22 protein-coding genes and 1 tRNA gene are annotated in these 26,337 nt (G+C 72.2%); 9 read left to right on the forward strand and 14 right to left on the reverse strand.

Annotated features, from left to right (window positions below):
- Positions 1–48 precede the first annotated feature (48 nt).
- The 3 genes from cydD (at position 49) to FNH09_RS12120 (ending at position 6,564) form a co-directional block, all read left to right on the forward strand.
- Positions 49–3,555: a thiol reductant ABC exporter subunit CydD gene (gene cydD, locus FNH09_RS12110; protein WP_152887028.1), complete on the forward strand. Its 3,507-nt coding sequence runs from the start codon at positions 49–51 to the stop codon at positions 3,553–3,555.
- A gap of 82 nt (positions 3,556–3,637) precedes the next feature.
- A complete protein-coding gene (locus FNH09_RS12115) occupies positions 3,638–5,314 on the forward strand; it encodes a sensor histidine kinase (protein ID WP_152887030.1) in 1,677 nt (558 codons plus the stop codon).
- Positions 5,315–5,496: 182 nt separating this feature from the next.
- Positions 5,497–6,564 carry a M23 family metallopeptidase gene (locus FNH09_RS12120; RefSeq protein WP_152887032.1) on the forward strand — a complete coding sequence of 356 codons (1,068 nt, stop codon included), beginning with the start codon at positions 5,497–5,499 and terminating at the stop codon, positions 6,562–6,564.
- Positions 6,565–6,581: 17 nt separating this feature from the next.
- Here FNH09_RS12120 and FNH09_RS12125 read toward each other — a convergent pair whose 3' ends face one another.
- From FNH09_RS12125 to FNH09_RS12145, 5 genes are all read right to left on the reverse strand, one after another.
- Positions 6,582–7,469 carry an HAD hydrolase family protein gene (locus FNH09_RS12125; protein ID WP_152887034.1) on the reverse strand — a complete coding sequence of 296 codons (888 nt, stop codon included), beginning with the start codon at positions 7,467–7,469 and terminating at the stop codon, positions 6,582–6,584.
- A gap of 59 nt (positions 7,470–7,528) precedes the next feature.
- A complete protein-coding gene (locus FNH09_RS12130; protein WP_152887036.1) occupies positions 7,529–8,431 on the reverse strand; it encodes an LLM class flavin-dependent oxidoreductase in 903 nt (300 codons plus the stop codon).
- Entirely contained in the window at positions 8,428–8,931 is a 504-nt protein-coding gene (locus FNH09_RS12135) for a hypothetical protein (RefSeq protein WP_152887038.1), read from the reverse strand. The genes FNH09_RS12130 and FNH09_RS12135 overlap by 4 nt, the downstream gene beginning before the upstream one ends.
- A gap of 70 nt (positions 8,932–9,001) precedes the next feature.
- Positions 9,002–9,550 carry an RNA 2'-phosphotransferase gene (locus FNH09_RS12140; protein ID WP_152887041.1) on the reverse strand — a complete coding sequence of 183 codons (549 nt, stop codon included), beginning with the start codon at positions 9,548–9,550 and terminating at the stop codon, positions 9,002–9,004.
- 256 nt (positions 9,551–9,806) lie between these two features.
- Complete coding sequence (locus tag FNH09_RS12145; protein ID WP_338017545.1) at positions 9,807–11,564, reverse strand: SDR family oxidoreductase; 1,758 nt, start codon at positions 11,562–11,564, stop codon at positions 9,807–9,809.
- A gap of 300 nt (positions 11,565–11,864) precedes the next feature.
- On the opposite strand from FNH09_RS12145, the gene FNH09_RS12150 reads away from it, so the two are divergent.
- From FNH09_RS12150 to FNH09_RS12175, 6 genes are all read left to right on the forward strand, one after another.
- A complete protein-coding gene (locus FNH09_RS12150; protein ID WP_162468466.1) occupies positions 11,865–12,839 on the forward strand; it encodes an ATP-binding cassette domain-containing protein in 975 nt (324 codons plus the stop codon).
- Positions 12,829–13,740, forward strand: coding sequence for an ABC transporter permease subunit (locus FNH09_RS12155; protein WP_152887043.1), 912 nt, complete (start codon positions 12,829–12,831; stop codon positions 13,738–13,740). The genes FNH09_RS12150 and FNH09_RS12155 overlap by 11 nt, the downstream gene beginning before the upstream one ends.
- Entirely contained in the window at positions 13,737–14,648 is a 912-nt protein-coding gene (locus tag FNH09_RS12160; protein ID WP_162468459.1) for an ATP-binding cassette domain-containing protein, read from the forward strand. The genes FNH09_RS12155 and FNH09_RS12160 overlap by 4 nt, the downstream gene beginning before the upstream one ends.
- A gap of 10 nt (positions 14,649–14,658) precedes the next feature.
- Complete coding sequence (locus tag FNH09_RS12165) at positions 14,659–15,378, forward strand: ABC transporter permease subunit (protein WP_152887047.1); 720 nt, start codon at positions 14,659–14,661, stop codon at positions 15,376–15,378.
- A gap of 88 nt (positions 15,379–15,466) precedes the next feature.
- Positions 15,467–15,715 (forward strand): SGM_3592 family protein, encoded by a 249-nt coding sequence (locus FNH09_RS12170; protein ID WP_202919650.1) that lies wholly within the window; start codon positions 15,467–15,469, stop codon positions 15,713–15,715.
- Positions 15,716–15,978: 263 nt separating this feature from the next.
- Positions 15,979–16,064, forward strand: a tRNA-Ser gene (locus FNH09_RS12175).
- A 40-nt stretch (positions 16,065–16,104) separates the two neighbouring features.
- Here FNH09_RS12175 and FNH09_RS12180 read toward each other — a convergent pair.
- The 9 genes from FNH09_RS12180 to FNH09_RS12220 form a co-directional block, all read right to left on the reverse strand.
- Positions 16,105–16,914, reverse strand: a complete 810-nt coding sequence (locus FNH09_RS12180; protein WP_162468460.1) for a Cof-type HAD-IIB family hydrolase — start codon at positions 16,912–16,914, stop codon at positions 16,105–16,107.
- A complete protein-coding gene (gene serS / locus FNH09_RS12185) occupies positions 16,911–18,188 on the reverse strand; it encodes a serine--tRNA ligase (RefSeq protein ID WP_162468461.1) in 1,278 nt (425 codons plus the stop codon). Before serS ends, FNH09_RS12180 begins: the two co-directional genes overlap by 4 nt.
- A 534-nt stretch (positions 18,189–18,722) precedes the next feature.
- Positions 18,723–19,655 carry a prephenate dehydratase gene (gene pheA, locus FNH09_RS12190; RefSeq protein WP_152887052.1) on the reverse strand — a complete coding sequence of 311 codons (933 nt, stop codon included), beginning with the start codon at positions 19,653–19,655 and terminating at the stop codon, positions 18,723–18,725.
- 61 nt (positions 19,656–19,716) lie between these two features.
- Positions 19,717–21,030, reverse strand: a complete 1,314-nt coding sequence (gene efeB / locus FNH09_RS12195; RefSeq protein ID WP_152887054.1) for an iron uptake transporter deferrochelatase/peroxidase subunit — start codon at positions 21,028–21,030, stop codon at positions 19,717–19,719.
- A gap of 8 nt (positions 21,031–21,038) precedes the next feature.
- Positions 21,039–23,078, reverse strand: coding sequence for a copper resistance CopC/CopD family protein (locus FNH09_RS12200; protein WP_152887056.1), 2,040 nt, complete (start codon positions 23,076–23,078; stop codon positions 21,039–21,041).
- A 12-nt stretch (positions 23,079–23,090) separates the two neighbouring features.
- Positions 23,091–23,597 carry a copper chaperone PCu(A)C gene (locus FNH09_RS12205; protein WP_162468462.1) on the reverse strand — a complete coding sequence of 169 codons (507 nt, stop codon included), beginning with the start codon at positions 23,595–23,597 and terminating at the stop codon, positions 23,091–23,093.
- Positions 23,594–24,244 (reverse strand): SCO family protein, encoded by a 651-nt coding sequence (locus tag FNH09_RS12210; protein ID WP_152887058.1) that lies wholly within the window; start codon positions 24,242–24,244, stop codon positions 23,594–23,596. The genes FNH09_RS12205 and FNH09_RS12210 overlap by 4 nt, the downstream gene beginning before the upstream one ends.
- A 74-nt stretch (positions 24,245–24,318) precedes the next feature.
- On the reverse strand, positions 24,319–25,083 hold the full coding sequence (locus FNH09_RS12215) for a YcnI family copper-binding membrane protein (protein WP_152887060.1): 765 nt from the start codon (positions 25,081–25,083) through the stop codon (positions 24,319–24,321).
- Between the two features lie 247 nt (positions 25,084–25,330).
- Entirely contained in the window at positions 25,331–26,227 is an 897-nt protein-coding gene (locus FNH09_RS12220; protein WP_152887062.1) for a hypothetical protein, read from the reverse strand.
- Positions 26,228–26,337: the final 110 nt, after the last annotated feature.

Genomic DNA, 26,337 nt, shown 5'->3' on the forward strand with positions numbered 1-26,337 from the left:
GATCAGGGGTGTGTTTCATGTGAAACACACCCTTCTGGTCCGAAGGGCATGTTTCACGTGAAACCGATCGATCCGCGTCTTCTGCGCTACGCCCGCGCCACACGCTTCTTCCTGGTGGCGGTCGTCGGCCTGGGTGCCCTCGGGGCAGGACTGGTCATCGCGCAGGCGATGCTCATCGCCGAGGTGGTGGTCGGCGCGTTCCAGCACGGGCTGACGATCGGTGAACTCGGCACTCCCCTGATGCTGTTGGCGGCCGTCGCGGGCGGACGTGCTTCGGTCGCCTGGCTCACCGAACTGGCGGCCCACCGTGCGAGCGCGGCCGTGAAGTCGGAACTGCGGATGCGGTTGCTGGAGCGGGCGGCGGCACTCGGTCCGGGATGGCTGAGCGGTCAGCGCACCGGATCGCTGGTCGCCCTCGCCACCCGGGGAGTCGACGCCCTCGACGACTACTTCGCCCGCTGTCTGCCGCAGTTGGGTCTGGCCGTGGTCGTACCGGTGGCCGTGCTCGCGCGGATCGTCACCGAGGACTGGGTCTCCGCCGCCGTCATCGTCGGCACGCTGCCGCTCATCCCCCTGTTCATGATGCTGATCGGCTGGGCCACCCAGTCCCGGATGGACCGGCAGTGGCGGCTGCTGTCCCGGCTCTCGGGGCACTTCCTCGACGTGGTCGCGGGACTGCCGACGCTGAAGGTGTTCGGGCGCGCCAAGGCGCAGGCCGACTCGATCCGGCGTATCACCGGCGAGTACCGCCAGGCGACCATGCGCACCCTGCGGATCGCCTTCCTCTCCTCGTTCGCGCTGGAACTGCTCTCGACGCTCTCGGTGGCCCTGGTCGCCGTGACGATCGGCATGCGGCTGGTCCACGGCGAGATGGACCTGTACATCGGTCTGGTCATCCTCGTGCTCGCCCCCGAGGCGTATCTGCCGCTGCGCCAGGTGGGGGCGCAGTACCACGCGGCGGCGGAGGGGCTCGCGGCGGCCGAGGAGATCTTCGCCGTGCTGGAGACTCCGGTGCCGACGACGGGAACGGCCGCCGTGCCGACGGGCGGGGTGGCCTTCGAGCAAGTGACCGTCAGGTACCCCGGACGTTCCGCGGACGCCGTCACCGGGGCCTCCTTCGCCGTCGAGGCCGGGGAGACGGTCGCGCTCGTGGGGCCGAGCGGCGCGGGCAAGTCGACGCTGCTCCATGCCCTGCTCGGCTTCGTGGACCCGGCCGAGGGGCGGATCCTGATCGGCGGGGCCGACCTGGCCGGCCTGGACCTCGCACAGTGGCGGTCCCGGATCGCCTGGGTGCCGCAGCGGCCGCATCTGTACGCCGGGACGATCGCGGAGAACGTACGGCTGGCCCGCCCCGAGGCGGACGACGAGGCGGTACGCCGGGCGCTGCGGGACGCGGGAGCGCTGGACTTCGTCGACGCCCTGCCGGCCGGGACCGGCACGGTGCTCGGTGAGGACGGCGTGGGTCTGTCCGCCGGACAGCGGCAGCGGCTCGCGCTGGCCCGCGCGTTCCTCGCCGACCGGCCCGTGCTGCTGCTCGACGAACCGACGGCGGCGCTCGACGGCGCGACCGAGGCCGAGGTCGTCGAGGCGGTGCGGCGGCTGGCGGTGGGGCGGACCGTGCTCCTCGTGGTGCACCGGCCGGCCCTGCTGGCGGTGGCGGACCGGGTGGTGCGCCTGGAACCCGCCGGGTCGGCCGTTCCCGAGGCGGCCGGGACCGGGAGCACCCCGGCACGTCCTGTCGAGCCGGGGCCGGGGGAGACGTCCGCCGCCGCCGACGACGCCTCGGAGCGCGTCACGACGAGCACCCGCGGCACCCTGACCCGGGTGCGTGCCATGGCCGGCCCACGGCGGGGACGGCTCGTCCTGGCGCTGTTGCTCGGCGGTCTCGCGCTCGGCAGCGCCGTCGGACTGATGGCCACCTCCGGGTGGCTCATCTCCCGGGCCTCGCAACAGCCGCCCGTGCTGTACCTGATGGTGGCGGTGACCGCGACCCGGGCCTTCGGGATCGGGCGGGCCGTCTTCCGCTACGCCGAGCGGCTGGTGTCGCACGACGCCGTGCTGCGGATGCTGGCCGACACCCGGGTCGCCGTGTACCGACGGCTGGAACGGCTGGCGCCCGCCGGGCTGCGCCGAACCCGCCGGGGCGACCTGCTCGCGCGGCTCGTCGCCGATGTCGACGCCCTTCAGGACTACTGGCTGCGCTGGCTGCTGCCGGCCGGAGCCGCCGTGCTCGTCTTCGCCGGATCCGTCGCGTTCACGGCCTGGCTGCTGCCCGAGGCGGGCGCGGTGCTCGCGGCCGGACTGCTCGCGGCCGGGGCCGGGGTGCCGCTGGTGACCGCCGCCGTGGCCCGGCGGGCGGAACACCGCCTCGCCCCCGCCCGCGGCCTGCTCGCCACCCGGGTGGCCGACCTGCTCACCGGCACCGCGGAGATGACCGTCGCCGGTGCCCTGCCCGTGCGTGCCGAGGAGGTCCGCGGGGCCGACGGAGCACTCACCCGGATCGCCTCGCGGGCCGCGGCCGCCACCGCGCTCGGTGACGGCCTGACCGCGCTGCTCTGCGGTCTGACCGTGACCGCCAGTGCCGCCGTGGGCGCCCAGGCGGTCGCCGCCGGGCGGCTGGACGGGGTGGCGATGGCCGTCGTCGTCCTGACGCCGCTGGCCGCGTTCGAGGCCGTCCTCGGGCTGCCGCTCGCCGCACAGTTCCGGCAGCGGGTCCGCAGGAGCGCACAGCGCGTGTACGAGGTCCTCGACGCCCCCGAGCCCGTTCGTGAGCCGGAACGGCCCCGGCAGGCACCGGTGTCGCCGTTCCCGGTCGTCCTGAAGGGGCTGTCCGCCCGGCACGCCGGACAGGACCGGGACGCGGTCCGCGGGGTCGACCTCACGCTGGCGCAGGGGCGCCGGATCGCCGTGGTCGGGCCGTCCGGATCCGGCAAGACGACGCTCGCGCAGGTGCTGCTGCGTTTCCTGGACGCGGACGCGGGCTCGTACACGCTGGCGGGTGTGGACGCGCAGGCGCTGGACGGCGACGACGTACGACGGCAGGTCGGACTGTGCGCACAGGACGCGCACCTCTTCGACAGCTCGGTGCGCGAGAACCTGCTCCTCGCGAGGAAGGACGCGACCGAGGACGACCTGCGGGACGCGCTCGTGCGGGCCCGTCTGTGGGACTGGGCGGACAGCCTGCCCGACGGCCTGGACACACTGATCGGCGAGCACGGGGCCCGGCTGTCCGGCGGGCAGCGGCAGCGGCTCGCGCTGGCCCGGGCGCTCCTCGCCGACTTCCCCGTGCTCGTGCTCGACGAGCCCGCCGAGCATCTCGACCTGGCGACGGCCGACGCGCTCACCGCCGATCTGCTGGCCGCCACCGAGGGCCGTACGACCCTGTTGATCACCCATCGGCTGGCCGGACTCGAAGCCGTGGACGAGGTGCTCGTACTGGACGAGGGACGGGTGGTGCAACGCGGGACCTATGCGGAACTGGCGGCCACGGCCGGGCCGCTGCGCAGGATGGCGCGGCGGGAGGCGGAGTCGGAGCTCCTGGTGGCGGCGGGATGATCGGCCGACCGCAGGCCGCCGTGCGCTGATCGGCCGAGGCTCTCGACTTTCGGGACAAAAGGGGACTCATTAGGCTCGGGGCATGACCACCGCGTCGCCCCGCGAACCCCTGTCGGGTCCGCCGGCCGAACCGGCGGGACGGGTCCTGCGGCTGCTGGAGGCCATGCGGTTCGTCGCCACGGGCCTGGAGCCGCACTCCACCCTGGACCGCATCTGCGAGACGGCGGCCGACCTGACCGGAGCCCGGTACGCGGCCATCGGTGTCATCGCCGAGGACGGTGAGGGGCTCTCCGACTTCGTGTACCGCGGGGTCGACGAGGCGACCGTCCGCCGGATCGGACGGCGGCCCGACGGGCGAAAGGGGCTGCTGGGCGCGCTGATCCGCGACCCGGAACCGGTACGGCTCGCGGACCTGGCCACGGACCCGCGCTCCTGCGGCTTCCCCGCGCACCATCCGCCGATGAGCAGCTTCCTCGGTGTCCCCATCCGCGTCCACGGAGCCGTCTTCGGCAACCTCTATCTGACCGAGAAGCAGGGTGGCGGACCCTTCCACGATCACGACCTCGACGTGGTCCGGGTGCTGGCCGTGGAGGCGGGCATCGCGGTGGGCAACGCCCGCCTGTACGAGGCCGCTCGGCAGCGTGAGCGCTGGATCGACGGTTCGGTCGCCGTCACCACCGCACTGCTGTCCGGCGGTGACGCCGACGACGCCCTCCAGGTCGTCGCCGAACAGGCCCGCCGGCTGGCCGGATCGGCCGTCGGCGCGGTGCTGCTGCCCGCGGACGAAGGCGGCCTGGAGATCGTCGCCGTGGCCTCCCGTCCGCCGTCGGCCCTGCTGGGGGTGGTCGTCCCGCCGGACAACAGGGTCGTCGCCGAACTCCTCGACGGGCAGGAGGTCTTCGTCGACGACGCGGCCACCGACCCACGTCTGTCCACCGGGTTCGTGCGCGGCTACGGGCCGACGATGATGCTGCCGCTGAAGAGCGACGGGCGCGTTCTCGGCGCCCTCGTCACCCCACGCGCCCGCGGGGAGCGGCCGTTCACGCGGACCGAGCGCACCCGCGCGGCCGGGTTCGCCGCGCAGGCCGCGCTCGCCCTGATGATGGCGGAGGCACAGCGCGACCGGGAGCGGCTGGCTGTGTACGAGGACCGCGAGCGCATCGCCCGCGATCTGCACGATCTCGTCGTCCAGCGGCTGTTCGCGGCGGGGGCGATGCTGGAGCGGGCCCGGCGCGGGTCCGTCGTGCCCGAGGTGCGGGAGCGGGTCGGCAGGGCCGCCGTCGAGCTCGACGTCACCATCCAGGAGATCCGCAGCGTGGTCTTCGCGCTCCGGCAGGACCTCGGCACGGCCGCGTCGGGGTTGCGTACGCGCGTGCTGCGCGAGATCAACACGGCCGCCGTACCGCTCGGTTTCCGGCCCGCGCACCGATTCGTCGGTGAGGTCGACGAACTGGTCGGCGACCTCACCGGGACGAACCTCGTCGCCGCGCTGCGGGAGGCGCTTTCCAACGCCTTCAGGCACGCCGGGGCATCTCGGATCGATGTCGTGGTCGACGCGACGGTGACCCTCCCGGACGGCCGGCCCGGCGTCCGGCTGACGGTCGCGGACGACGGCGTCGGAATCCCCGAGGGGGGCCGGCGCAGCGGTCTGCGCAATCTCGCGCGGCGTGCCGAGTCGCTCGGCGGCGGCAGCCGGTACGGGCCGGGCACCGGACCCGGCGGCCGCGGCACGACGCTGGTGTGGGAGGCGCCGTACTGAGCCCGAACCGGCACCGGCGGTCGCCCGCCGCGCCGGCCGACGACCGCTCCCCCGCACCGAGGGCCGCCCATATCGGGCCGTCCGCACCGGACTCTGCGTACTGAGCCGTCCGGGGCGATGGATCCCCCATGCGTACGACTTGAACAGGACCGGGTCCCCGAGGCCCGGTGATGATCACTGACATGCGCTCATCTCGCCGTCGCCCGCTGCTGGTTCCGGTGCTGCTGTGCGCACTGGCGGTGTTCGTGGCGCACTCCACGGGAACCGGCGGGGATGCCGGGGAGGCAGCGGGAATCCAGGGCTCGGGTGTCGGTGCGGAGGTGGCGCGGCTGTACCGGGCGGACGTGGCGGTGGCGCGGCAGTACGCGGCGGGGCGGCGCGAGGCCGAGGAGCTGCTGGCCGGGGTGCGGCGGGCCGGGCTGCTCCTGGACCGCGAACGCCGGGTGGGCGCCGCGCTGCGCCAGGACCGGGACCGGACCGGCCGCCCCCGCGACGCAGGAGCTCCACGGGCGGTCGCGCGGCTCGCCGGGGCGCCCCGCCCGGGCAGACAGGAAGACGGCCGGCCCGGCCCCTCCGGGGCGGAGCGGGTCGTCGACGACGCGATCGTCAGGAGCCGGCGGGCCGAGGCACGGCTGGCAGCCGACCAGGTGAAGGCCACCGCGCGATGGCAGTCGGCGCAGAGGCGCAACCGCGTGCTGGCCGAGGTGAGGAAGAACATCGGGGCGAAGCTGGACGAGGCCCGGGAACGGTTGCAGGCGCAGGCCGCCGCCTCGGTCGCCGCGGGCCGCTGCGGCGGTCCGGTCCGGCTCGGCAGTCCGCCCGAGACCGTCACGAGCGCGTGGGTGGCGCCCGTGGCGGAGTACCGGCTGTCCGCGAGCTTCGGCAGCTCCGGCGAGCGGTGGGCGCACCGGCACACCGGGCAGGACTTCGCCGTGCCGATCGGTACCCCGGTCCGGGCCGTCGGCGCGGGCCGGGTGGTGAAGGTCGCCTGCGGAGGCGCCTTCGGCATCCAGGTCGTCATCCGCCACGACGGCGGCTACCGCACCCAGTACGCCCATCTGGCGGCCGTCGCCATCGACCCCGGTGACCGGGTGACGACCGGCCAGTGGATCGGCCAGTCGGGCACCACCGGCAACTCCACCGGCCCGCACCTGCACTTCGAGGTGCGGGCCGGTGCGGAGTCGGACTCGGCACTGGACCCGCTGCCCTGGCTCGAAGGCCGCGGGGTGCCGGTGGGACGGTCCGGCTAGGGCCTGTCCGACAGGGCCTAGAACCGCTCCGCCAGCATCCGTTCGATCACGACCGCCACTCCGTCGTCGTTGTTGGCGACCGTTCGTCCGGAGGCCGCGGCGACCACGGCCGGGTGGGCGTTGCCCATGGCGTACGACCGGCCCGCCCAGGTCAGCATCTCGACGTCGTTGGGCATGTCCCCGAAGGCGACGACCTCGGCGGGGGAGATACCGCGCTCGGCACAGCACAGGGCGAGGGTGCTGGCCTTGGAGACGCCGTGGCCGCTGATCTCCAGCAGGGCGCTCGGGCTGGAGCGGGTGACGCTGGCGCGCGTGCCGATCGCGAGGCGGCCGACGTCGAGGAAGTCGTCGGGGTCGAGGTCGGGGTGGTAGGCGAGGATCTTCAGCACCGGCTCGCCGGCACAGGGGCCGTCGGGTGCCAGCAGGTCCTCGGCCGGGGCGAGATGGTCGGGGGTCTCCATGTGCAGCTTCGGATAGGCGGGCTCCTGGAAGAAGCCGTAGGTCTGCTCGACGGCGACCACCGTGCCGGGGGCCGCGTCGCGCAGCAGCTGTACGGCCTCCAGCGCGTTCTGCCGGGCCAGCTCCCGCACCTTCACGAACCGGTGCGCGCCGGGGCCGCCGTGCAGGTCGACCACGGCGGCGCCGTTTCCGCAGATCGCCAGGCCGTGCCCGTGGACATGGGCGCTGACGACGTCCATCCAGCGGGCCGGGCGGCCGGTGACGAAGAAGACCTCGACACCCGCCTCCTCGGCGGCGGTGAGGGCGGCGACCGTGCGCGGCGACACCGACTTGTCGTCGCGCAGCAGGGTGCCGTCGAGATCGGTGGCGATCAGCCGTGGCGGAACGGCGGCGGCCTGGGACGCGGATGCTCTGGTCGCTGAGGTCACCCGGTCATTCTCGCGCATGCCCGCACAGGTGTGCCGATGTGCGTACGGGTGAGACACGGATGACGTGGTGCCGAGGGTCAGCCCAGCTGTGCCGTGGCCTCCATGGCGATCCGTTCGAAGACCTTCATGTCCGCGGCGAAGTCGGATTCGGGGATGGGCCAGTGGACGACCAGCTCGGTGAAGCCCAGCTCCTGATGCCGGCCGGCGAAGTCCACGAAGGCGTCGAGCGACTCCAGCGGACGGCCGCGGTCCGGGGTGAAGCCGGTGAGCAGAATCTTGTCCAGTTCGTCCACGTCCCGGCCGAGCTCGGCACAGGCGTCGGCCAGCTTGTCGGCCTGGCCGCGGAGGGCTCGCAGCGACTCCTCCGGGGTGCCGCTCTCGTACAGCTTGGGGTCGCCGGTGGTCACCCACGCCTGCCCGTACTGTGCGGCGAGCTTCAGTCCGCGCGGGCCGGTGGCGGCCACGGCGAAGGGCAGCCGCGGACGCTGCACGCATCCGGGGATGTTGCGCGCTTCGTGCGCCGAGTAGAAGTCGCCCTCGTACGACACCGAGTCCTCGGTGAGGAGCCGGTCGAGCAGGGGGACGAACTCGGCCAGCCGGTCGGCGCGCTCGCGCGGGGTCCAGGGCTCCTGCCCGAGGGCGGTGGCGTCGAATCCGGTGCCGCCCGCGCCGATTCCGAGCGTGACCCGGCCGCGGGAGACGTCGTCCAGGGAGATGAGTTCCTTGGCGAGGGTCACCGGATGCCGGAAGTTCGGCGAGGTCACCAGGGTGCCCAGACGCAGACGTTCGGTCACGGTCGCGGCGGCCGTCAGCGTCGGGATCGCGCCGAACCAGGGGCCGTCCCGGAAGGTGCGCCAGGACAGATGGTCGTAGGTGTACGCGGTGTGGAAACCGAGGTCCTCGGCGCGTGTCCATGCCGTGCGGCCGCCTTCGTGCCAGCGAAGGTACGGAAGGATCACAGTGCTCAGGCGCAGACTCATGGATCGAGCGTAAGCGCCGGTCTCCGTTTCACGTGAAACGGAGACCGCACGCGTCCGCTCAGCCACGGGCTGAGCGTGAGCATCGGTACGTACTCCTTGACCGCTCGGTCGCCGGGCATCGGCACGATCAGGAAGTAACCGGGAGGGAAGCGGCGCGTCTTGACGTGAGCGAGGCCGTCGAAGACGGAGCGGAGGAACGCGGGCACGCCCTCGCGCGGGATGTCGGGGCATTCGACGCCCTCGACCGTGATCAGGGCGTCGTCCTCGGGGTAGAGGCGCACGCTCACCCGGGGGAGGCCGCCGAATTCGACGTAGGCCTCGTGAGGCAGGGAGCCGTCCGGGTCGGTGGTGACGCCGACGCCCGCGGCACTGCGTCGCGAGGTGCGGTCGGCGCCGATGTCGTGGGTGACCTCGATCTCGCGCGCGTAGGTGGCGGCGATCGCGCGAAGGGCTGTGACGGCGGCCTCGGTGGTGGGCAGGTGGTCCATTCCACTGATCATGCCGGGGAGGCCGGGGAAAGCGGACGGCATTCGGGAAGCCGGGGGAATCGGCCGGCATGGTCGCACGCCTTCAGTGCGGCTGGGGAAACCGCAGATACTGCGGGGGTACGGCCTTCGTCAGCCACACGCCGTTCGCGCTGACCTGGAAGACATGGCCGTCGCGGTGCATCGCGGCGGTGTCCACGGAGAGCACGACAGGCCGTCCGCGGCGGGCGCCGACGCGGGTCGCCGTCTCGCGGTCGGCCGAGAGGTGTACGTCGTGCCGGTTCATGGGCCGCAGGCCCTCGGCGCGGATCGCGTCCAGATGGCGGGCCACGGTTCCGTGGAAGAGGTACGGCGGTGGGGTGGTCGGCGGCAGCCCGAGGTCGACCTCGATGCTGTGGCCCTGGCTGGCCCGGATCCGGGTGCCCTCGATCGCGAAGCGCTTCTTGTCGTTCACGGCGACCACGTGGTCCAGCTCGTCGCGGGTGAAGCGGAATCCGTGGGCGGCGGCTGCCGCCATCAGGGTCTCGATCTCGACCCAGCCCCCGTCGTCGAGGGTCAGACCGATGCGCTCGGGCTGATGGCGCAAGTGCTTCGAGAGGTACTTCGACACCTTCACGGTGCGTCTTTCGTCCATCTCGACAGCATGGCGTGAGAGACGCGGATCACGCACTTTGTTTTGCCGTGGATGTTTGGTCCACAGCCAACTCTAGTTATCCACAGATGAATTGAGCGATCTGTGGACAACTGCTTGTCGATTCAGGAGGTTTCGTCAAGATCGACTGATGCGGGGCGACTTGCGACCACCCGACCCGGGGTGTCCGGGCCCGACACGGGAGGCAGGCGCCCCCGGCAGGCGTCCCCGGCGGCTGGACCTGCGGCTGGACCGGCGGTCAGACTGGTGGCTTCACGCGGGCCAGTGCCCGCAACGCCCCGGGCGCCCATCGCGTCAGCAGGCGCGCGCCCCGCGCCTCCGGGGTCACCGCGACCACCGCCTCGTTGCGGACCACCGCGCGCAGGATCGCCTCGGCGACCTTCTCGGGCGGGTAGTTGCGCAGTCCGTACAGACGCGTGGCCCGCTGCCGCCGGCGCTGCTGTTCCTGCGCGTCCACGCCCGCGAAGGTCGCCGTCGAGGTGATGCCGGTGTTGACGATGCCGGGACAGACGGCCGTCACGCCGATGTCCTGCCCGGCCAGTTCGGCGCGCAGGCACTCGCTGAGCATCAGGACCGCCGCCTTGGAGGTGCTGTAGGCGGGCAGGGCTCGGGAGGGCTGGTAGGCCGCCGCGGACGCGGTGTTGACGATGTGGCCGCCCTGGCCGCGCTCGGCCATCTGCCGGCCGAACAGACGGCAGCCGTGGATGACACCCCAGAGGTTGACGTCCAGGACCTTGCGCCAGTCGTCCGGTGTCGTCGCGAAGAAGGAGCCCGACAGGCCGATGCCGGCGTTGTTCACCAGCACGTCGACCACGCCGTGCTCGGCGGCGACCCGCTCGGCGAGCTTCTCCATGGCCTGCTCGTCGGAGACGTCGACCGTCTCGGCCCAGGCGCCCTGGGCGCCGGTCAGCCGGGCCAGTTCGGCGGTGCGGGCAGCCGCCTCCCCGTCCCGGTCGACGGCCACCACGCGCGCGCCGCACTCGGCGAACGCGAGCGCCGTCGCCCGTCCGATCCCGCTGCCCGCGCCGGTGACCAGGACGAGCTGCCCGCCGAAGCGGTCGGCGTACCGGCCGGTGGCCTGCCGCTCCTGGCGCCCCCGCTCCACATCGGTCGCGAACTCGGTGATCCAGGCGGCGAGCTGATCGGGCCGGGTGCGGGGGATCCAGTGCCCCGCGGGGAGGGTGCGCCGGGTCAGCCGTGGAGCCCACTGCTCCAGTTCGTCGTAGAGCCGCTGCGACAGGAACGCGTCCCCGAGGGGCGTCACGAGCTGCACGGGCGCGTGCGCGCGGGCGTCCGGGCGCGGGCTGCGCAGCCTGGCCCGGACGTTGTCCCGGTACAGCCACGCGCCGTGCGCGGCGTCCGAGGGCAGCGAAGAGGTCGGGTAGTCGCCCGCCGGGACCTTCTCCAGCCGGCGCAGGAGCGACGGCCAGCGGCTGCCCAGCGGCCCGCGCCAGGCCATCTCGGGCAGCACGGGCGTGTGCAGCAGGTACACGTACCAGGACCTGGCGCCCTGACCGAGGAGCTGGCCCACCCGGCGGGGCGTCGGCCGCCTCACCCGCGACTTGATCCAGTGCCCGAAGTGGTCGAGCGAGGGTCCGGACATGGAGGTGAAGGACGCGATCCGGCCCTCGGTGCGGCCGACCGTGACGAACTCCCAGGCCTGCACCGACCCCCAGTCGTGCCCGACCAGATGCACCGGCCGGTCCGGACTGACCGCGTCCACGACCGCCAGGAAGTCGTCCGTCAGCTTCTCCAGGGTGAAGCCCCCGCGCAGCGGGCGCGGTGCCGTGGACCGGCCGTGCCCCCGGACGTCGTACAGGACCACGTGGAAGCGGTCGGCGAGACGGACGGCGACCTCCGACCAGACCTCCTTGCTGTCCGGGTAGCCGTGCACCAGGACCACCGTCGGCTGCCCGGCGTCGCCCAGCTCGGCCACGCACAACTCGACCCCGCCGGTCCGCACCCGACGCTCCCGCGCGTCCTTCAGCGTCGTCACTTGTGTCACCCGTGTCACCCGTGCCACCCGCGTCACCTGTCCTTCGCCCAGCGCCGCATGCGCGGTAGATCGTCGTCCAGTCGGAAGGTGCTGCACCCGCGAATCTCGCAGTTGTTAGAGAAATCGTCAATAGGGAGGGAGGCGGATGGTCCGGCACGCCCGGGGGAAGGATCCGGCCGGGCGGACGAGGGCGACCTCAGGGTGACCCTGAGATTCCCGTACGACTCCAGACCGACACCAAGACAACTCTGCGGGGTGACGACCCGCGTGGCACGGGTCACTACGGTCGTGGGCGTGACTGTGATCGTGACCGAAAGCCTGAGCAAGCGGTTCCCCCGGGTGACCGCGCTTGACCGGCTCTCCGTGGACGTCGGCCCGGGTGTGACCGGGCTCGTCGGAGCCAACGGAGCCGGCAAGTCCACACTGATCAAGATCCTGCTGGGTCTGTCCCCCGCCACCGAGGGCCGCGCCGAGGTGTTCGGCCTCGACGTCGCCACCGAAGGCGCCGCCATCCGGGAGCGCGTCGGCTACATGCCGGAGCACGACTGCCTGCCGCCCGACGTCTCGGCCACCGAGTTCGTCGTGCACATGGCCCGCATGTCCGGCCTGCCGCCCACCGCCGCGCGCGAGCGCACCGCGGACACCCTGCGCCACGTCGGGCTGTACGAGGAGCGCTACCGCCCGATCGGCGGCTACTCCACCGGCATGAAGCAGCGGGTGAAACTCGCCCAGGCCCTGGTCCACGACCCGCAGCTGGTCTTCCTCGACGAGCCGACCAACGGTCTCGACCCGGTCGGCCGCGACGACATGCTCGGCCTGATCCGCCGCATCCACACGGACTTCGGCATCTCGGTCCTGGTCACCTCGCACCTCCTCGGCGAACTGGAACGCACCTGCGACCACGTCGTCGTCATCGACGGCGGCAAACTGCTGCGCTCCAGCTCCACCACGGACTTCACCCAGACCACCACCACGCTCGCCATCGAGGTCACCGACACCGACGAGCACCCCGACGGCACCCGCGCGGTGCGCGAGGCACTGCACGCGCGCGGCGCGGAGGTCGTCGACGGCAGCGGCGGACTGCCCGGCGCCGGCCACGTCCTGCTGCTCACCGCCCAGGGCGAGCAGACCTACGACCTGGTCCGTGACGTCGTCGCCGACCTCGGGCTCGGCCTGGTGCGCATGGAACAGCGCAGACACCACATCTCCGAGGTCTTCAAGAACGACACGGACAGCGACACACAGCGCAAGGAGGCGGTCGGCCATGACGGTTGAGCATCCCGTCGCACCCGTCCCGGCGGGTGACCAGACCCGTATCCACGACATCGGCTACCGCAGCTACGACGGCCCGCGCCTGGGCCGCGGCTACGCCCGCCGCTCCCTGTACTCGCAGTCCCTGCGCGGCGCGTACGGCCTCGGCCGCTCGGTGAAGTCCAAGGTGCTGCCGATGCTGCTGTTCGTGGTGATGTGCGTGCCGGCCGCCATCATGGTCGCCGTCGCCGTCTTCACCAAGGCCAAGGACCTGCCGCTGGACTACACGCGCTACGCGATCGTCATGCAGGCCGTCATCAGCCTGTACGTCGCCTCGCAGGCACCCCAGTCCGTCTCGCGCGACCTGCGCTTCAAGACCGTCCCGCTGTACTTCTCGCGGCCGATCGAGACCTCCGACTACGTCCTCGCGAAGTACGCGGCACTGGCCTCGGCGCTGTTCGCCCTCACCGCCGCCCCGCTGCTCGTGCTGTACGTAGGCGCGCTGCTGGCCAAGCTCGACTTCGGCGACCAGACCCAGGGATTCGCCCAGGGGCTCCTCGCCGTGGCCCTGCTCTCGGTGCTGTTCGCCGGCATCGGCCTGGTCATCGCCGCCCTGACCCCGCGCCGCGGCTTCGGCATCGCCGCCGTCATCGCCGTACTGACCATCTCCTACGGCGCGGTCTCCACGCTCCAGGCGATCGCCGACGTCCAGGACAGCGCGAACGTCATCCCCTGGGTCGGCCTGTTCTCACCCATCACGCTCATCGACGGGGTGCAGTCCGCGTTCCTCGGCGCGACCTCGTCGTTCCCCGGAGGCGTCGGCCCCTCGCACGGGCAGGGCGTGGTGTACGTCCTCGCCGTCCTGGGCCTGAGCGCCGCCTGCTACGGCCTTCTGATGCGCCGCTACCGAAAGGCCGGACTGTGACCACGCTCAGCATCGACCACGTCTCCCGCTGGTTCGGCAACGTGGTCGCCGTCAACGACATCACCATGACCATCGGCCCGGGCGTCACCGGTCTGCTCGGCCCCAACGGCGCCGGCAAGTCCACCCTCATCAACATGATGGGCGGCTTCCTCGCCCCCTCCACCGGGTCCGTCACCCTCGACGGCCGGCCGGTGTGGCGCAACGAGCAGATCTACCGGCAGATCGGCATCGTCCCCGAACGCGAGGCGATGTACGACTTCCTCACCGGGCGCGAGTTCGTCGTCGCCAACGCCGAGCTGCACGGGCTGGGCGACAAGGCCGCCCGGCAGGCGCTGGCCACCGTCGAGATGGAGTACGCCCAGGACCGGAAGATCTCCACCTACTCCAAGGGCATGCGCCAGCGCGTGAAGATGGCCTCCGCGCTGGTCCACGAGCCGTCCCTGCTCCTGCTCGACGAGCCGTTCAACGGCATGGACCCGCGCCAGCGCATGCAGCTCATGGACCTGCTGCGGCGCATGGGCGACGAGGGCCGCACGGTGCTGTTCTCCTCCCACATCCTGGAGGAGGTCGAGCAACTCGCCTGGCACATCGAGGTGATCGTGGCCGGCCGGCACGCGGCGAGCGGCGACTTCCGCCGCATCCGCCGCCTCATGACCGACCGCCCGCACCGCTATCTGGTGCGCTCCAGCGACGACCGCGCCCTCGCGGCCGCGCTGATCGCCGATCCGTCGACGTCCGGCATCGAGGTCGATCTCGCCGAGGGCGCGCTGCGCGTCCAGGCCGTCGACTTCGGCCGGTTCACGACCCTGCTGCCCCGGGTGGCCAGGGAACACGGCATCCGGCTGCTCACGGTCTCGCCGTCCGACGAGTCCCTCGAGTCCGTCTTCTCGTATCTCGTCGCGGCGTAGGAGGCCGAACATGTACGACCCCACAGTCGCCCGGCTCACCTACCGGGCCCTGCTCGGCCGCAAGAGGGCCCTGGTCCTCGGCGCGCTGCCGCTGCTGCTGATCGTGATCTCCATCGCCGTCCGGGCCCTCACCGGAGCCGACGACCAGACCGCGGCGGACGTGCTGGGCGGGCTGGCGCTCGCCACGATGGTGCCGATCATCGGCGTCATCGCGGGCACCGGCGCGATCGGCCCGGAGATCGACGACGGCTCGGTGGTGTACCTGCTGTCCAAGCCGCTCAAGCGGCCCACGATCATCTTCACCAAGCTGATCGTGGCGATCGCGGTGACCATGGTGTTCTCGGCGCTGCCGACCCTGCTCGCCGGGCTGATCCTGAACGGCAACGGGCAGCAGATCGCCGTCGCCTACACGGTGGCCGCGCTGGTCGCCTCCATCGCCTACGCGGCGCTCTTCCTGCTGCTGGGCACGGTGTCCCGGCACGCGGTGGTCTTCGGTCTCGTCTACGCCCTGGTCTGGGAGGCGCTGTTCGGCTCCCTGGTGCCGGGCGCGCGCACGCTCAGCGTCCAGCAGTGGTCGCTGGCCGTCGCCCACAAGGTGGCCGGCGGGGACCTCGTCACCTCCGACGTCGGGCTGACCACGGCGACGACCCTGCTGGTCGTGGTCACCGTGCTGGCCACCTGGTACGCGGGCCGCAAGCTGCGCACGCTGACCCTCGCCGGGGAGGAGTAGCGGCAGGGCCCCGGCCCTGACGGCGGCTTCATCCCGGCCGGAGCACACTGGACGGAACGGTCGTACGGCACAGCTGGGAGGGCCGGGGATGGAAGAGGAGAGGCAAGAGGACGACGGTCGGGGCCGGGACATGCCGGACGGGGACGGCTGGGACGGCCTCGTCCTCGACGAGGGGTTCGTCCGGGCCGCGGAGACGGCCGAGCCGTCGGCGCGGGCCCGTATGCTGGCCGCCCGCTGGCGGGCCGAGGCGCCCGAGCCGCAGCCCTGGCGCTCCGACGAGCCGCCCGCCGGATGGTTCTTCAGCAAGGCCCGGCGTCGCAGATGGCGGCGCCGGTAGCGGCCGCACCGGCCCCGAAATTCGGTGGCGCCCGGTTCGGGCGGTCGGGCACAGTGGTGGTGTTCGAGCGGCCGGCCGGAGCCGGCGCCACGATCTGGGAGAGGAGCGGGACGATGTCCGAGTACGACAGTACGTCCAGCTCCCGACAGGGCAGCGTGCGGCGGAATCCGGAGTAGTCACCTCCGTCGGTCCCGCCCTGCTGGTGAGCTGCCCGGGGCGGCCGCTTCGAGCACGCGAATCGCACTCGCGTGGGCCGCCCACCCGGAGGATTGGCCGAGAGGCAAGGCACCGGCTTGCTAAGCCGAGGTCGGGGTGTCCCCCCGCGCACGTTCGATCCGTGCATCCTCCGCAGGACCGAGAAGCCCGAGAGAACCGAGAAGCCCGAAAGCTCAGCCCAGCAACCGCTCCAGTACCACCGCGATGCCGTCCTCCTCGCTGGAGGCCGTCACCTCGTCGGCGACCGCCTTCAGCTCCACGTGGGCGTTGGCCATCGCCACGCCCCGCGAGGACCAGGCGAACATCGGGATGTCGTTGGGCATGTCGCCGAAGGCGATCGTCTCGGCGGCCTTCAGCCCGAGCCGACGGGCCGCCAGCGACAGCCCGGTCGCCTTGGACAGCCCCAGCGGGAGCAGCTCGACAATGCCCTGCCCCGCCATCGCCACCGACACGAAACCGCCCGCGGCCTGGCGCGACGCCTCGGCGAGCTCGTCGTCCGTGAGCGTCGGGTGCTGTATGTAGATCTTGTTCAACGGGGCGCTCCAGAGGTCGGAGACGTCCGTGAACGGGGTGGCCGGCAGCTTGCCCGTGACTGCGTAACCGGGGCCCACCAGCACCTCGCCGTCCAGGCCGTCGCGGCTCGCCGCCAGGAACAGCGGGCCCACCTCGGCCTCGATCTTGGCCAGGGCCAGCGCCGCAAGCTGACGGTCCAGGGTCACCGACGTCAGCAGCCGGTGCGCGCCGGCGTCGTACACCTGCGCGCCCTGGGCGCAGACCGCGAGGCCGCGGTAGCCGAGGTCGTCGAGGATGTGCCGGGTCCACGGGGCCGCCCGTCCCGTCACCACGATGTGCGCGGCGCCCGCCGCGGTGGCCGCGGTGAGCGCGTCACGGGTGCGCCGCGACACCGACTCGTCGGAACGCAGAAGCGTTCCGTCGAGGTCGGTCGCGATCAGCCGGTACGGGAAGTCCGGGGTGGTGCTCACTTGGCGACCGGCTCCAGGACCTCACGGCCGCCCAGGTAGGGCCGCAGCACCTCGGGCACGCGCACCGAGCCGTCGGCCAGCTGGTGGTTCTCCAGGATCGCCACGATCGTGCGCGGTACGGCGCACAGCGTGCCGTTGAGCGTCGCGAGCGGCTGCACCTTCTTGCCGTCGCGCATCCGCACGGACAGCCGGCGGGCCTGGAAGCCGTCGCAGTTGGACGCCGATGTCAGCTCGCGGTACTTGCCCTGGGTCGGGATCCACGCCTCGCAGTCGAACTTGCGGGACGCGGAGGCGCCGAGGTCGCCGGAGGCGACGTCGATGACCTGGAACGGCAGTTCGAGGCCGGTCAGCCACTGCTTCTCCCACTCCAGGAGCCGCCGGTGCTCGTTCTCGGCGTCCTCGGGGGCCACGTACGAGAACATCTCGACCTTGTCGAACTGGTGCACGCGGAAGATGCCGCGGGTGTCCTTGCCGTACGTGCCGGCCTCCCGGCGGAAGCACGGCGAGAAGCCGGCGTAGCGCAGCGGGAGCTTGTCGGCGTCGAGGATCTCGTCCATGTGGTAGGCGGCGAGGGGGACCTCGGAGGTGCCGACCAGGTAGTAGTCGTCCTTCTCCAGGTGGTACACGTTCTCCGCGGCCTGGCCGAGGAAGCCGGTGCCCTCCATGGCGCGCGGGCGGACCAGCGCCGGGGTGAGCATCGGGGTGAAGCCGGCCTCGGTGGCCTGCGCGATCGCCGCGTTGACGAGGGCGAGCTCCAGGAGCGCGCCGACGCCGGTCAGGTAGTAGAAGCGCGAGCCGGACACCTTGGCGCCGCGCTCGACGTCGATGGCGCCGAGCGCCTCGCCGAGCTCCAGGTGGTCCTTGGGCTCGAAGCCCTCGGCGCCGAAGTCGCGGATCGTGCCGTGCGTCTCCAGGACGACGAAGTCCTCCTCGCCGCCGACCGGGACGTCCGGGTGCACGAGGTTGCCGAGCTGGAGCAGGAGGCTCTTGGTCTTCTCGTCCGCCTCGTTCTGCTCGGCGTCCGCCGCCTTGACGTCGGCGGCCAGCTTGCCGGCCTTGGCCAGCAGCTCGGCCTTCTCGTCGCCGGAGGCCTTGGGGATCAGCTTGCCGAGCACCTTCTGCTCGGAGCGGAGCTCGTCGAAGCGGACGCCGGACGACCTGCGCCTCTCGTCGGCAGACAGGAGAGCGTCGACGAGCGCGACGTCCTCTCCACGGGCACGCTGGGAGGCGCGCACACGGTCAGGGTCCTCACGGAGCAGGCGAAGGTCAATCACGCGCTCAAGGCTACCGGTGCGCGGTTGCCGGATACGACTCAGATTCCGGCGGATGCGATTCGCCGCTTACGTTGACTCATGGGCGAAATATCTTGCGTGTCAATAAAGAGTGACCCGCCCGCCCGGGCCGGGCAGGTCCCGGGCGGGCGGTTGACCGGATTGCCCTGTGGAGGACGGGAGTTTGGAACGCGACTGTCCACAGGTGTCCACACCCCCGGAGAGTTATCCACAGGCTGTGAGGATGATCTGTGGATGTTGGAATTGATCACTTCGGCTCGTTCGGCGGGGCTCCGGTTTCTCGGCGTAAACCCCTTTTCCCCACACTTTCGAGTGGAAAGAGTTCGCCCCAAAGGGTTGATCGAAGGAAAAGGGTGGACGAAGGGTGGTCCATCAGGGTGAGGGCGCACTTGGGCCCTGTGGGCCGATTTGTCGACTGAATGCTGCTTCACTGTCGACTTGTCCCCAGGTCGAGATGGGAACCTGTGGATAACGCCTGTGGATAACCAAAATGCGGCGGAGAACGAACGGACCTGACTAGAAACGGCCGTCCTGGCAACGCGCCACCCAGTCGGCCGCCTCCACGAACTCCCCGTCCGACGTCCCCCGGGGCAGCGCGCGTACCTCCTCGACGCCGATGTCCGCGCGCGGGTAGGAACCGAGGAACCGCACCTCCAGGCAGATCCGCTTCAGCCCCATCAGCGCCTCCGCCACCCGCCGGTCGGAGATGTGCCCCTCGGCATCGACGCAGAAGCAGTAGTTGCCGATGCCGGCGCCGGTCGGACGGGACTGGAGCAGCATGAGGTTGATGCCGCGGGTGGCGAACTCGCCCAGCAGGTCGCGCAGTCCACCGGGGTGGTCGTCGCGCTGCCGGAGCACGACGGACGTCTTGTCCGCGCCGGTGGGTGCCGCGGGCCGGGCGGGACGGCCGACCAGTACGAACCGGGTCTGGGCGTTCTCGGCGTCGTGGATGCCGGTCTCCAGCGGTTCGAGGCCGTAGCGGGCGGCCGCGAACTCGCCCGCGAAAGCCGCGTCGTAGCGACCCTCCTGGACCAGGCGGGCGCCGTCCGCGTTCGAGGCGGCCGACTCCCAGACCGCGTTCGGGAGGTTGGCCCTCAGCCAGTTGCGCACCTGCGGCTGGGCGGCCGGGTGGGCGGTGACCGTCTTGATGTCGGACAGCCGGGTGCCGGGCTTGACCAGCAGCGCGAAGGTGATGGACAGCAGCACCTCGCGGTAGATCATCAGCGGCGCGCCCGCGACCAGCTCGTCCAGGGTGGTGGTGATGCCGCCCTCGACGGAGTTCTCGATCGGTACGAACGCGGCCTCGGCCTCGCCGGTGCGTACCGCGTCGAGCGCGGACTGCACGGACACGTACGGGATCAGCTCCCGCGTCGCCGCTTCCGGGAGGGTCCGCAGGGCGACTTCGGTGAAGGTGCCTTCGGGGCCGAGATACGCATAGCTGGCTGGCATGGCCTCACCCTAGTGGGCCGTGCGGGCAACAGGCGTGCCCGTCTCGACCGGTGGCCGGGGCTCATCCCTCCAGCAGCCGCTGCCCCACGTACTCCCCCTCGGCCGCGCCGCCCGGGACCGCGAACAGCCCGCTGGCCTCGTGGCGGATGTACTTCGACAGCGCGTCGCCCCGGTCGAGCTTGCGCTGCACCGGTACGAAACCGCGCAGCGGGTCGGCCTGCCAGCAGACGAAGAGCAGCCCCGCGTCCGGCGCGCCGTCCGGGTCGATGCCGTCGTGGTACGAGAAGGGGCGCCGGAGCATGGCCGCGCCACCGTTGGTGTCGGGGCGGGTGATCCGCGCGTGGGCGTCGAGCGGCACGACCAGATCGCCCGCGGAGTCCCGCTTCTCCAGGTCCATCGCGGTCGTCTCGCCGCCCCCGGACAGCGGCGCGCCGTCGTCCTTGCGCCGCCCGATCACCTGCTCCTGGGCCGCGACCGAGAGCCGCTCCCAGTCGTCGAGGAGCATGCGGATACGGCGTACGACGGCGTAGGAGCCGCCGGACATCCACGCCGGGTCCTTCGAGCCGGACGCGGGCACGAAGATCCGCCGGTCGAAGTCGGACTCGGCGGGCTTGGGGTTGCGGGTGCCGTCCAACTGGCCCATGAGGTTGCGGGCGGTCATGGGGTGGGCGGTGGCGCCGGGCGAGCGGTTGAAGCCGTTCATCTGCCAGCGGACCCGCGCCGCGCCGCCCGCGTCCTTCTGGACGGCGCGCAGCGCGTGGAAGGCGACCAGGGCGTCGTCGGCACCGATCTGCACCCACAGGTCACCGTCGCTGCGGGACTTGTCGAGGTGGTCGGAGGAGAAGTCGGGCAGCGGGTCGAGGGAGACCGGGCGCTGCTTCTCCAGCCCGGTCCGGGTGAAGAAGCTGTGGCCGAACCCGAAGGTCAGCGTCAGCGAGGACGGACCGGCGTCCCGGGCCACGCCGGTGTCGTCGTGCGCGGCGGCCGCGCCGGACATCAGCCGTTCGGCGGTGACCGACCAGCGGCGCAGCAGCGCGGCCGCCTCCTTGCGGCCCGCCCCGGCCGTCAGGTCGAAGGCGACGAGATGGCCGCGGGCCTGGAGGCCCTCGGTGATACCGGGCTGATGTTTCCCGTGAAACATCGCCCGGCCGGTGCCGAGTGCGGTGAGCGGGGTGGCCTGGGCGGGCGCGGCGGCGTAGCCCGCGGCCGCGCCCGCCGCGCCGAGGACGAGTCCGGTGGCGCCGGCGGTGCCGAGCAGCCTGCGCCGGGTGAGCCCCTCGGCGGCGGCAGCCGGTGCGGAGCCGTCCGCCCCGGGGAGGGCCCCGGGAACGGTCTCGGGGGTACGGGTCTGCGGGACGGACGGGTGGTCAGCCATGGTGCGGTTCAGCCGATCTGCGCGTTCTTGGAGACGGTCACCTGGTCGACGTCGGAGGTCCGCACGGTCACGGCGATCTTCCAGTCGCCGGCCATGGGGAGTTGTACCCCGCTCGCCGCCCAGTGTCCGGTGGTGATGTGGTCGGGGACGACGGGCAGCGGGCCGATGCTCTTGGCGGCGAGGGTGAAGGCGACCTTCACCTCGGGGACGTCGAAGCCGCGGCCGTTGGGCCGTTCCACGTAGACGTGCATCTCGTTGGCGCCGACCCGCGCGGGGTCGAGGTCGACGGTCACCACGCCCTTGCCGTCCTTGCCGCCGGTGTCGAAGGGCATGTCGAGGGTCACCGCACCCGAGGCGGACGAGTCCGAGGAGGCGGACGACGAGGACCCGGTGGCGGCCTTGGCGTCCTGCTCGGTACGGCCGGGTTCGGTCTGGGTCAGCACGGTGGTGACGGCCAGCAGGACGACGGCGACGCCCGCCTCGGCGAGCACCGACCGGCGCAGCCCGTGGCGCTCGGGGTCGGCGTCGCGCAGCCGCTTCTGCCGGGCGGCCTCGACCGCGGCGCGCTGCCGGGCGAGCTGGGCGGCGCGCTCGGGAGCGCCCGCGACCGACGGCTCCGCGCCGTCCACGGTCCCGACGGACTCGGCGGCGGCCGTCCCGGCGGTCGCGGCAGTGGTCGTCTCGACGGTCCCGGTGGCCGCGGCAGCAGTCGCGTCGGTGGTCCCGGTGGACGCGACAGCGGCCGTGGATCCTGAACTCTTCCGTGCCCCCGCGGGCTCCTTGGCCTTCTCGGCCTCGATCTCGATCCCGGCCGCGACCCCGTCGGACAGCCGTGCCGTCCACCGGCGGGAGAGCCAGGCGATGCCGACGAGCAGTGCCACCAGGCCGATCTTGACGAGGAGCAGTCGGCCGTAGGCGGTGTCGGTGAACGCCGACCAGGAGCCCAGCTGACGCCACGACTGGTAGACGCCGGTCGCCACGAGGGCGAGGACGCTGCCGAAGGCGACCGCCGAGAAGCGGCGTACGGCCCCACTGTCGACGGGCTTGTGCGCGGGAGCCCGGTACAGCGCGACGAGCAGGGTCGCCAGCCCGCCCAGCCAGGTGGCGACGGCCAGCAGGTGGACGACGTCGACCGGCATGGCGATGCCCGGCTGGAGTCCGGTCGAGGCGTGCTCGGCCATCGCCCAGCTCGCCGCGAGCCCGGCGGCCACGACGGTTCCGCCGATCGCGAGCCCGAAGGTCAGGTCCCGCTTCTCGTCGTCCTCGCGCTTGTCGTAGGCCCCGAACAGCACGGCGATGAACAGCGCGGCCGCGGCGAGCAGCAGCAGTCGGGAGACCAGCGCGGCGCCGGTCTTGGTCTGGAGGACCGTGCCGAGCAGATTCAGGTCGAAGATGTCGCCGACCTTGCCGGAGCCGGTGTAGGAGCCGCGCAGGAGCAGCAGGGCGAGGGTGGCCGCGGTGAGTGTGATCCAGCCGGAGACGACGAGCCGCTGCACGGCCCGCACCCCCGCGCCGCGCTGCCAGCAGGCGAGGACGAAGGCGGCCCCGCCGGTCAGCACGATGAAACCGGCGTACGACAGATACCGCCCGAAGCCGTACAGCCAGCCGACCACCCCGCCGCCGACGGTCGGCCCGTCCGCGGAGACGGCGGTCCGCGAGGGCGCGCCGACGGAGAAGGTGTAGGCGCCGGCGACGGGGTGGCTGTCCGCCGACACGACCTGGTAGGTGACGGTGTAGGTGCCGTCGGGCAGTCCGCTGTGCAGCCCCACGGCATACGTGGTGCCGCTGGTGTTGGCCGGCTTGCCGGTGTCGACGCGCTTGCCCTTGGGGTCGAGTACGCGCAGCGCGTCGTCGGACAGGGCGACCTGCTCGGAGAAGGTGAGCGAGATCTGCGTCGGCGCCTTGTCGACCACCACCCCCTGCGCGGGGTTGCTGCCGGTCAGCGCGGCGTGCGCGGAGGCCGGACCGGCGGCGACGAGGCTCGCGCCGATGACGGCCAGGAACAGCAGCACCAGGGTGCGTACGCGTGGGGCGATGGTCGGTGTCAAGGGGTCCCTCCTTCAGTGCCCGGTCTTGGGGTTGTACGTCGCCGACTTCACCGGTATCTCGACCGTGACGGGGCCGGATTCGGCAAAGTGCAGCACGACGGCCACCTTCTGGCCCTGTGTGGGCCTGTGCTTCAGCTTCTCGAACATCAGGTGGTTCCCGCCGCTTTCGAAGACGAGCCGGCCGTGGGCGGGCACGTCGAGGGAGGTCACCTCCTGCATCGAGGTGCCGACCGTTTCGTGGACGGTGACGCTGCCCGCGATGTCGCTGGTGACGGAGGTCAGTTCGTCCTTCGCGCCACCTGTGTTGGCGATGGTGAGGAAGCCCGCCGCCATCGAGGCGGAGACCGGCTGCGGCATGTAGGCGGAGCTGACGGACAGCTCGGCCCCCGAAGAGCCCGAGGCGCCCGAGGTGCCCGAGGAGCCCGACGCACCGGAGTCCGGTCCGCCGCAGCCCGCCAGGGTCAGCGCCCCGAAGACCATCCCGGCCGCCATCGCCGCGGCGGTGCCCGGCCGCCTCACGGGTTCTGCCCCTTCACGATCTTGGGCAGGTCCTTGGTGTAGTCGTCGACGGTGGCCTGGTCGCTGTAGACCAGGTAGCCCGCATCGGTCTTCGGCGAGAAGGCGATGACCTGGGTGCCGTGGGTGGAGACGGTCTTGCCGTTCTTGTCCTTGTGCGGCGCCTCGACGGTGATGCCGACGCTGCGGGCACCGGCCTGGATGGTGGCGAAGTCGCCCGTCAGGCCGACGACCTGCGGGTCGATGCCCTTGAGCCAGGCGCCGAGCGCGGCCGGGGTGTCCCGCTCCGGGTCGGTGGTGACGAACACGATCCGCAGTTCGTCCTGGTCGGCCTTGGACAGCTGCTTCTTGGCGACGGCGAGGTTGTTCATCGTCAGTGGACAGATGTCGGGGCAGTTGGTGTAGCCGAAGTAGATCAGCGTGGGCCGGCCGGCGGTCTCCTTGCGGAGGTCGTACGACTTGCCCCGGGTGTCGGTGAGGACCAGGTCCGGCTTTTCGAAGGGCTGGTCGAGCACGGTGGCCGCCTGCTGCGAGGTCTCCTCGGAGACGACGGTGACCGGGCCCTCGGCCTTGTCACCGCTGCCGCAGGCGGAGAGCGTCAGCGTGGCGGCGGCGAGCAGCGCGGCCGCCGCGAACGTCTTCTTGCGCATAGAGAAATGTCCCAGATGTGTGAACCGCGCCGTGCACCGGGGGCCGTACGACCCCCGGTGCACAGCAGTGAAGGTCAGGCTCGGGCGTTGCTGTCGGTGCCGCGCCGACGGCCGGCGGCCACGCCGTACGCGACCCCGGCCACGCCGACGACGATGCCGACCACGCCCAGCACACGGGCGGTGGTGTCGGAACTGTCGGCGGCGGACGCGGCCTCGGCGCTGTTGCCCGCGGCCGCCTTGGAGTCGTCGTGCTCGGCGGAGGCGTCCTCGGCGGTGGCCGAGCCGTGGGAGTGGTCGTCCTCGGTGGCGGCGGACAGCTGAAGCACCGGAGCGGGGTTCTCGGGCTCCTCCGCGCCGTCCTCCTGCACCTCGATCCAGCGCACGACGTCGTTGTTGGAGTACGTCTGGACCGCCTTGAAGACGAGTTCGTCGGTGTCCTCGGGGAGCGTGCCGACGGACAGCGGGAACTTCTGGAAGTAGCCCGGCTCGATGCCCTTGCCGTCGGCGGTCCAGGTGACCTTGGTGACGGCCTCGGCGATCTTCTTGCCGTGCAGCTCCAGCGGCTTGGCCAGCTTGGACTTGGTGACCTGGACCGTCCAGCCGGCGATCGGCTGCGGCATCACCGAGGCCAGCGGGTGGTCGGCGGGGAAGGTGACCTCGAGCTTGGTGGTCGAGGCGTTGTCGCGCTCGTTGGGGACCTTGAAGTCGACGACGGCGTAGCCGCCCTTGGCGGCCGTGCCCTCCGGCTGCACGCTGACGTGCGCGAAGGCCGGGGCGGACAGGGCCAGAACGGCCGAACCGGCGACGGCGACGGCGGCGGCGATACGAGAAGCCTGCATGAAAGGGAGCACTCCACTTCGTGTGGTTCCGGCGCGGGATCCGCCACGGGTTCCGGTGGGCCCCGATGGGGTCCGGCGGATTCCGGTGGTGGATTCCGGCGATGGCGATGACGAGGGGCGCGCGTACGGGTGGGTGATTTCCGGGCCGGAGATCACGACATCACGGGCGCACGCGCGCGTGCCGCACGACGACGGCCGTTCTCGCCTCGCGGAACTCCCGCGGAGTGGCTGGGTCGGTCGTGTCGTGTCAGGCAGCGAGGGCGAGTGCCGTCGCGGCCGGCGGACCGCGCCTGATCACCGAGTGCTGGAGGGCGGCGGTGCGTGGCTCGGGCCGGGCGGGCGCGTCGCTGCGGGGCGGGCGCGGGCCCGCCTCCGGCGCGACCGGCAGTCCGGCGAGCAGGGCGCGCACCAGCGCGAGCGCATTGCCCAGGGAACGTACGAGCGCCCCCTCGGTGACTCCTTGCGCCGACAGCTCGACGAGCCGCAGCACGGCGGAGTCGCCCCGGCGCAGCAGCCAGCCGACGGCGAGTGCCGCGAGGGCGTGGCCGAGCAGCATCGGCAGCGAGGGCAGCAGCGCGGCGAGGGAGCCGACGGTGGTCGACAGGGCGTCCGCCGGGTCGTGCGTGACGGCGGTGCCGGTTGCCGCGCCGGTCCCCGTGCCCGGGTAGAGCCGCGCGTCGGCGAGGATCCGCTGGGCCTGGGCGGGGCTGAGCGCCGAGGCGGTGCCTCCGCACAGGATGTGCGCGGCCCGCTGGATCAGCGCGGCGTCGGACAGCGATCCGGTCGCGGACCCCGCCGACCCCATGGACATCATGGAGTTCATGCTCATGGCGCCGGACGCCGACGCGGACGCGGAGCCCATGGCACCGTGCTGTCCCAGGCCGAACAGCATGTGCAGCACGGTCTGGCCGGCGGCGAGCAGTGCGGTGATCCCGGCCAGCGAGCGCTCCCGGCCGGCGAGCGGTGCCACGACCGCCAACGCGCCCAGGAACCCCGCACCCAGCGTCCACAGCGGCACCGTCGCGCAGGACGCGAGGGCGTGGCCGCAGGCGGCCAGCAGGACGCAGACCGCGGCGAACACCGCGGCCCGCAGCAGCCGGAGACCGCTTCCGGAGCGCGCGATGCGTGGGTGGGGGGCAGACATGGCGGCCCCATCATCGCACTGGCCCCCTCGGTTCCCGACGGCAGGGCGGCTCGAGAGCCGGGGTCCCGGGAAGCGGAAGATCACCTTCTGGCACGGCTGATGCAAATGGG

Source organism: Streptomyces adustus (genome assembly GCF_009377175.1).
Lineage (GTDB): Bacteria > Actinomycetota > Actinomycetes > Streptomycetales > Streptomycetaceae > Streptomyces > Streptomyces adustus.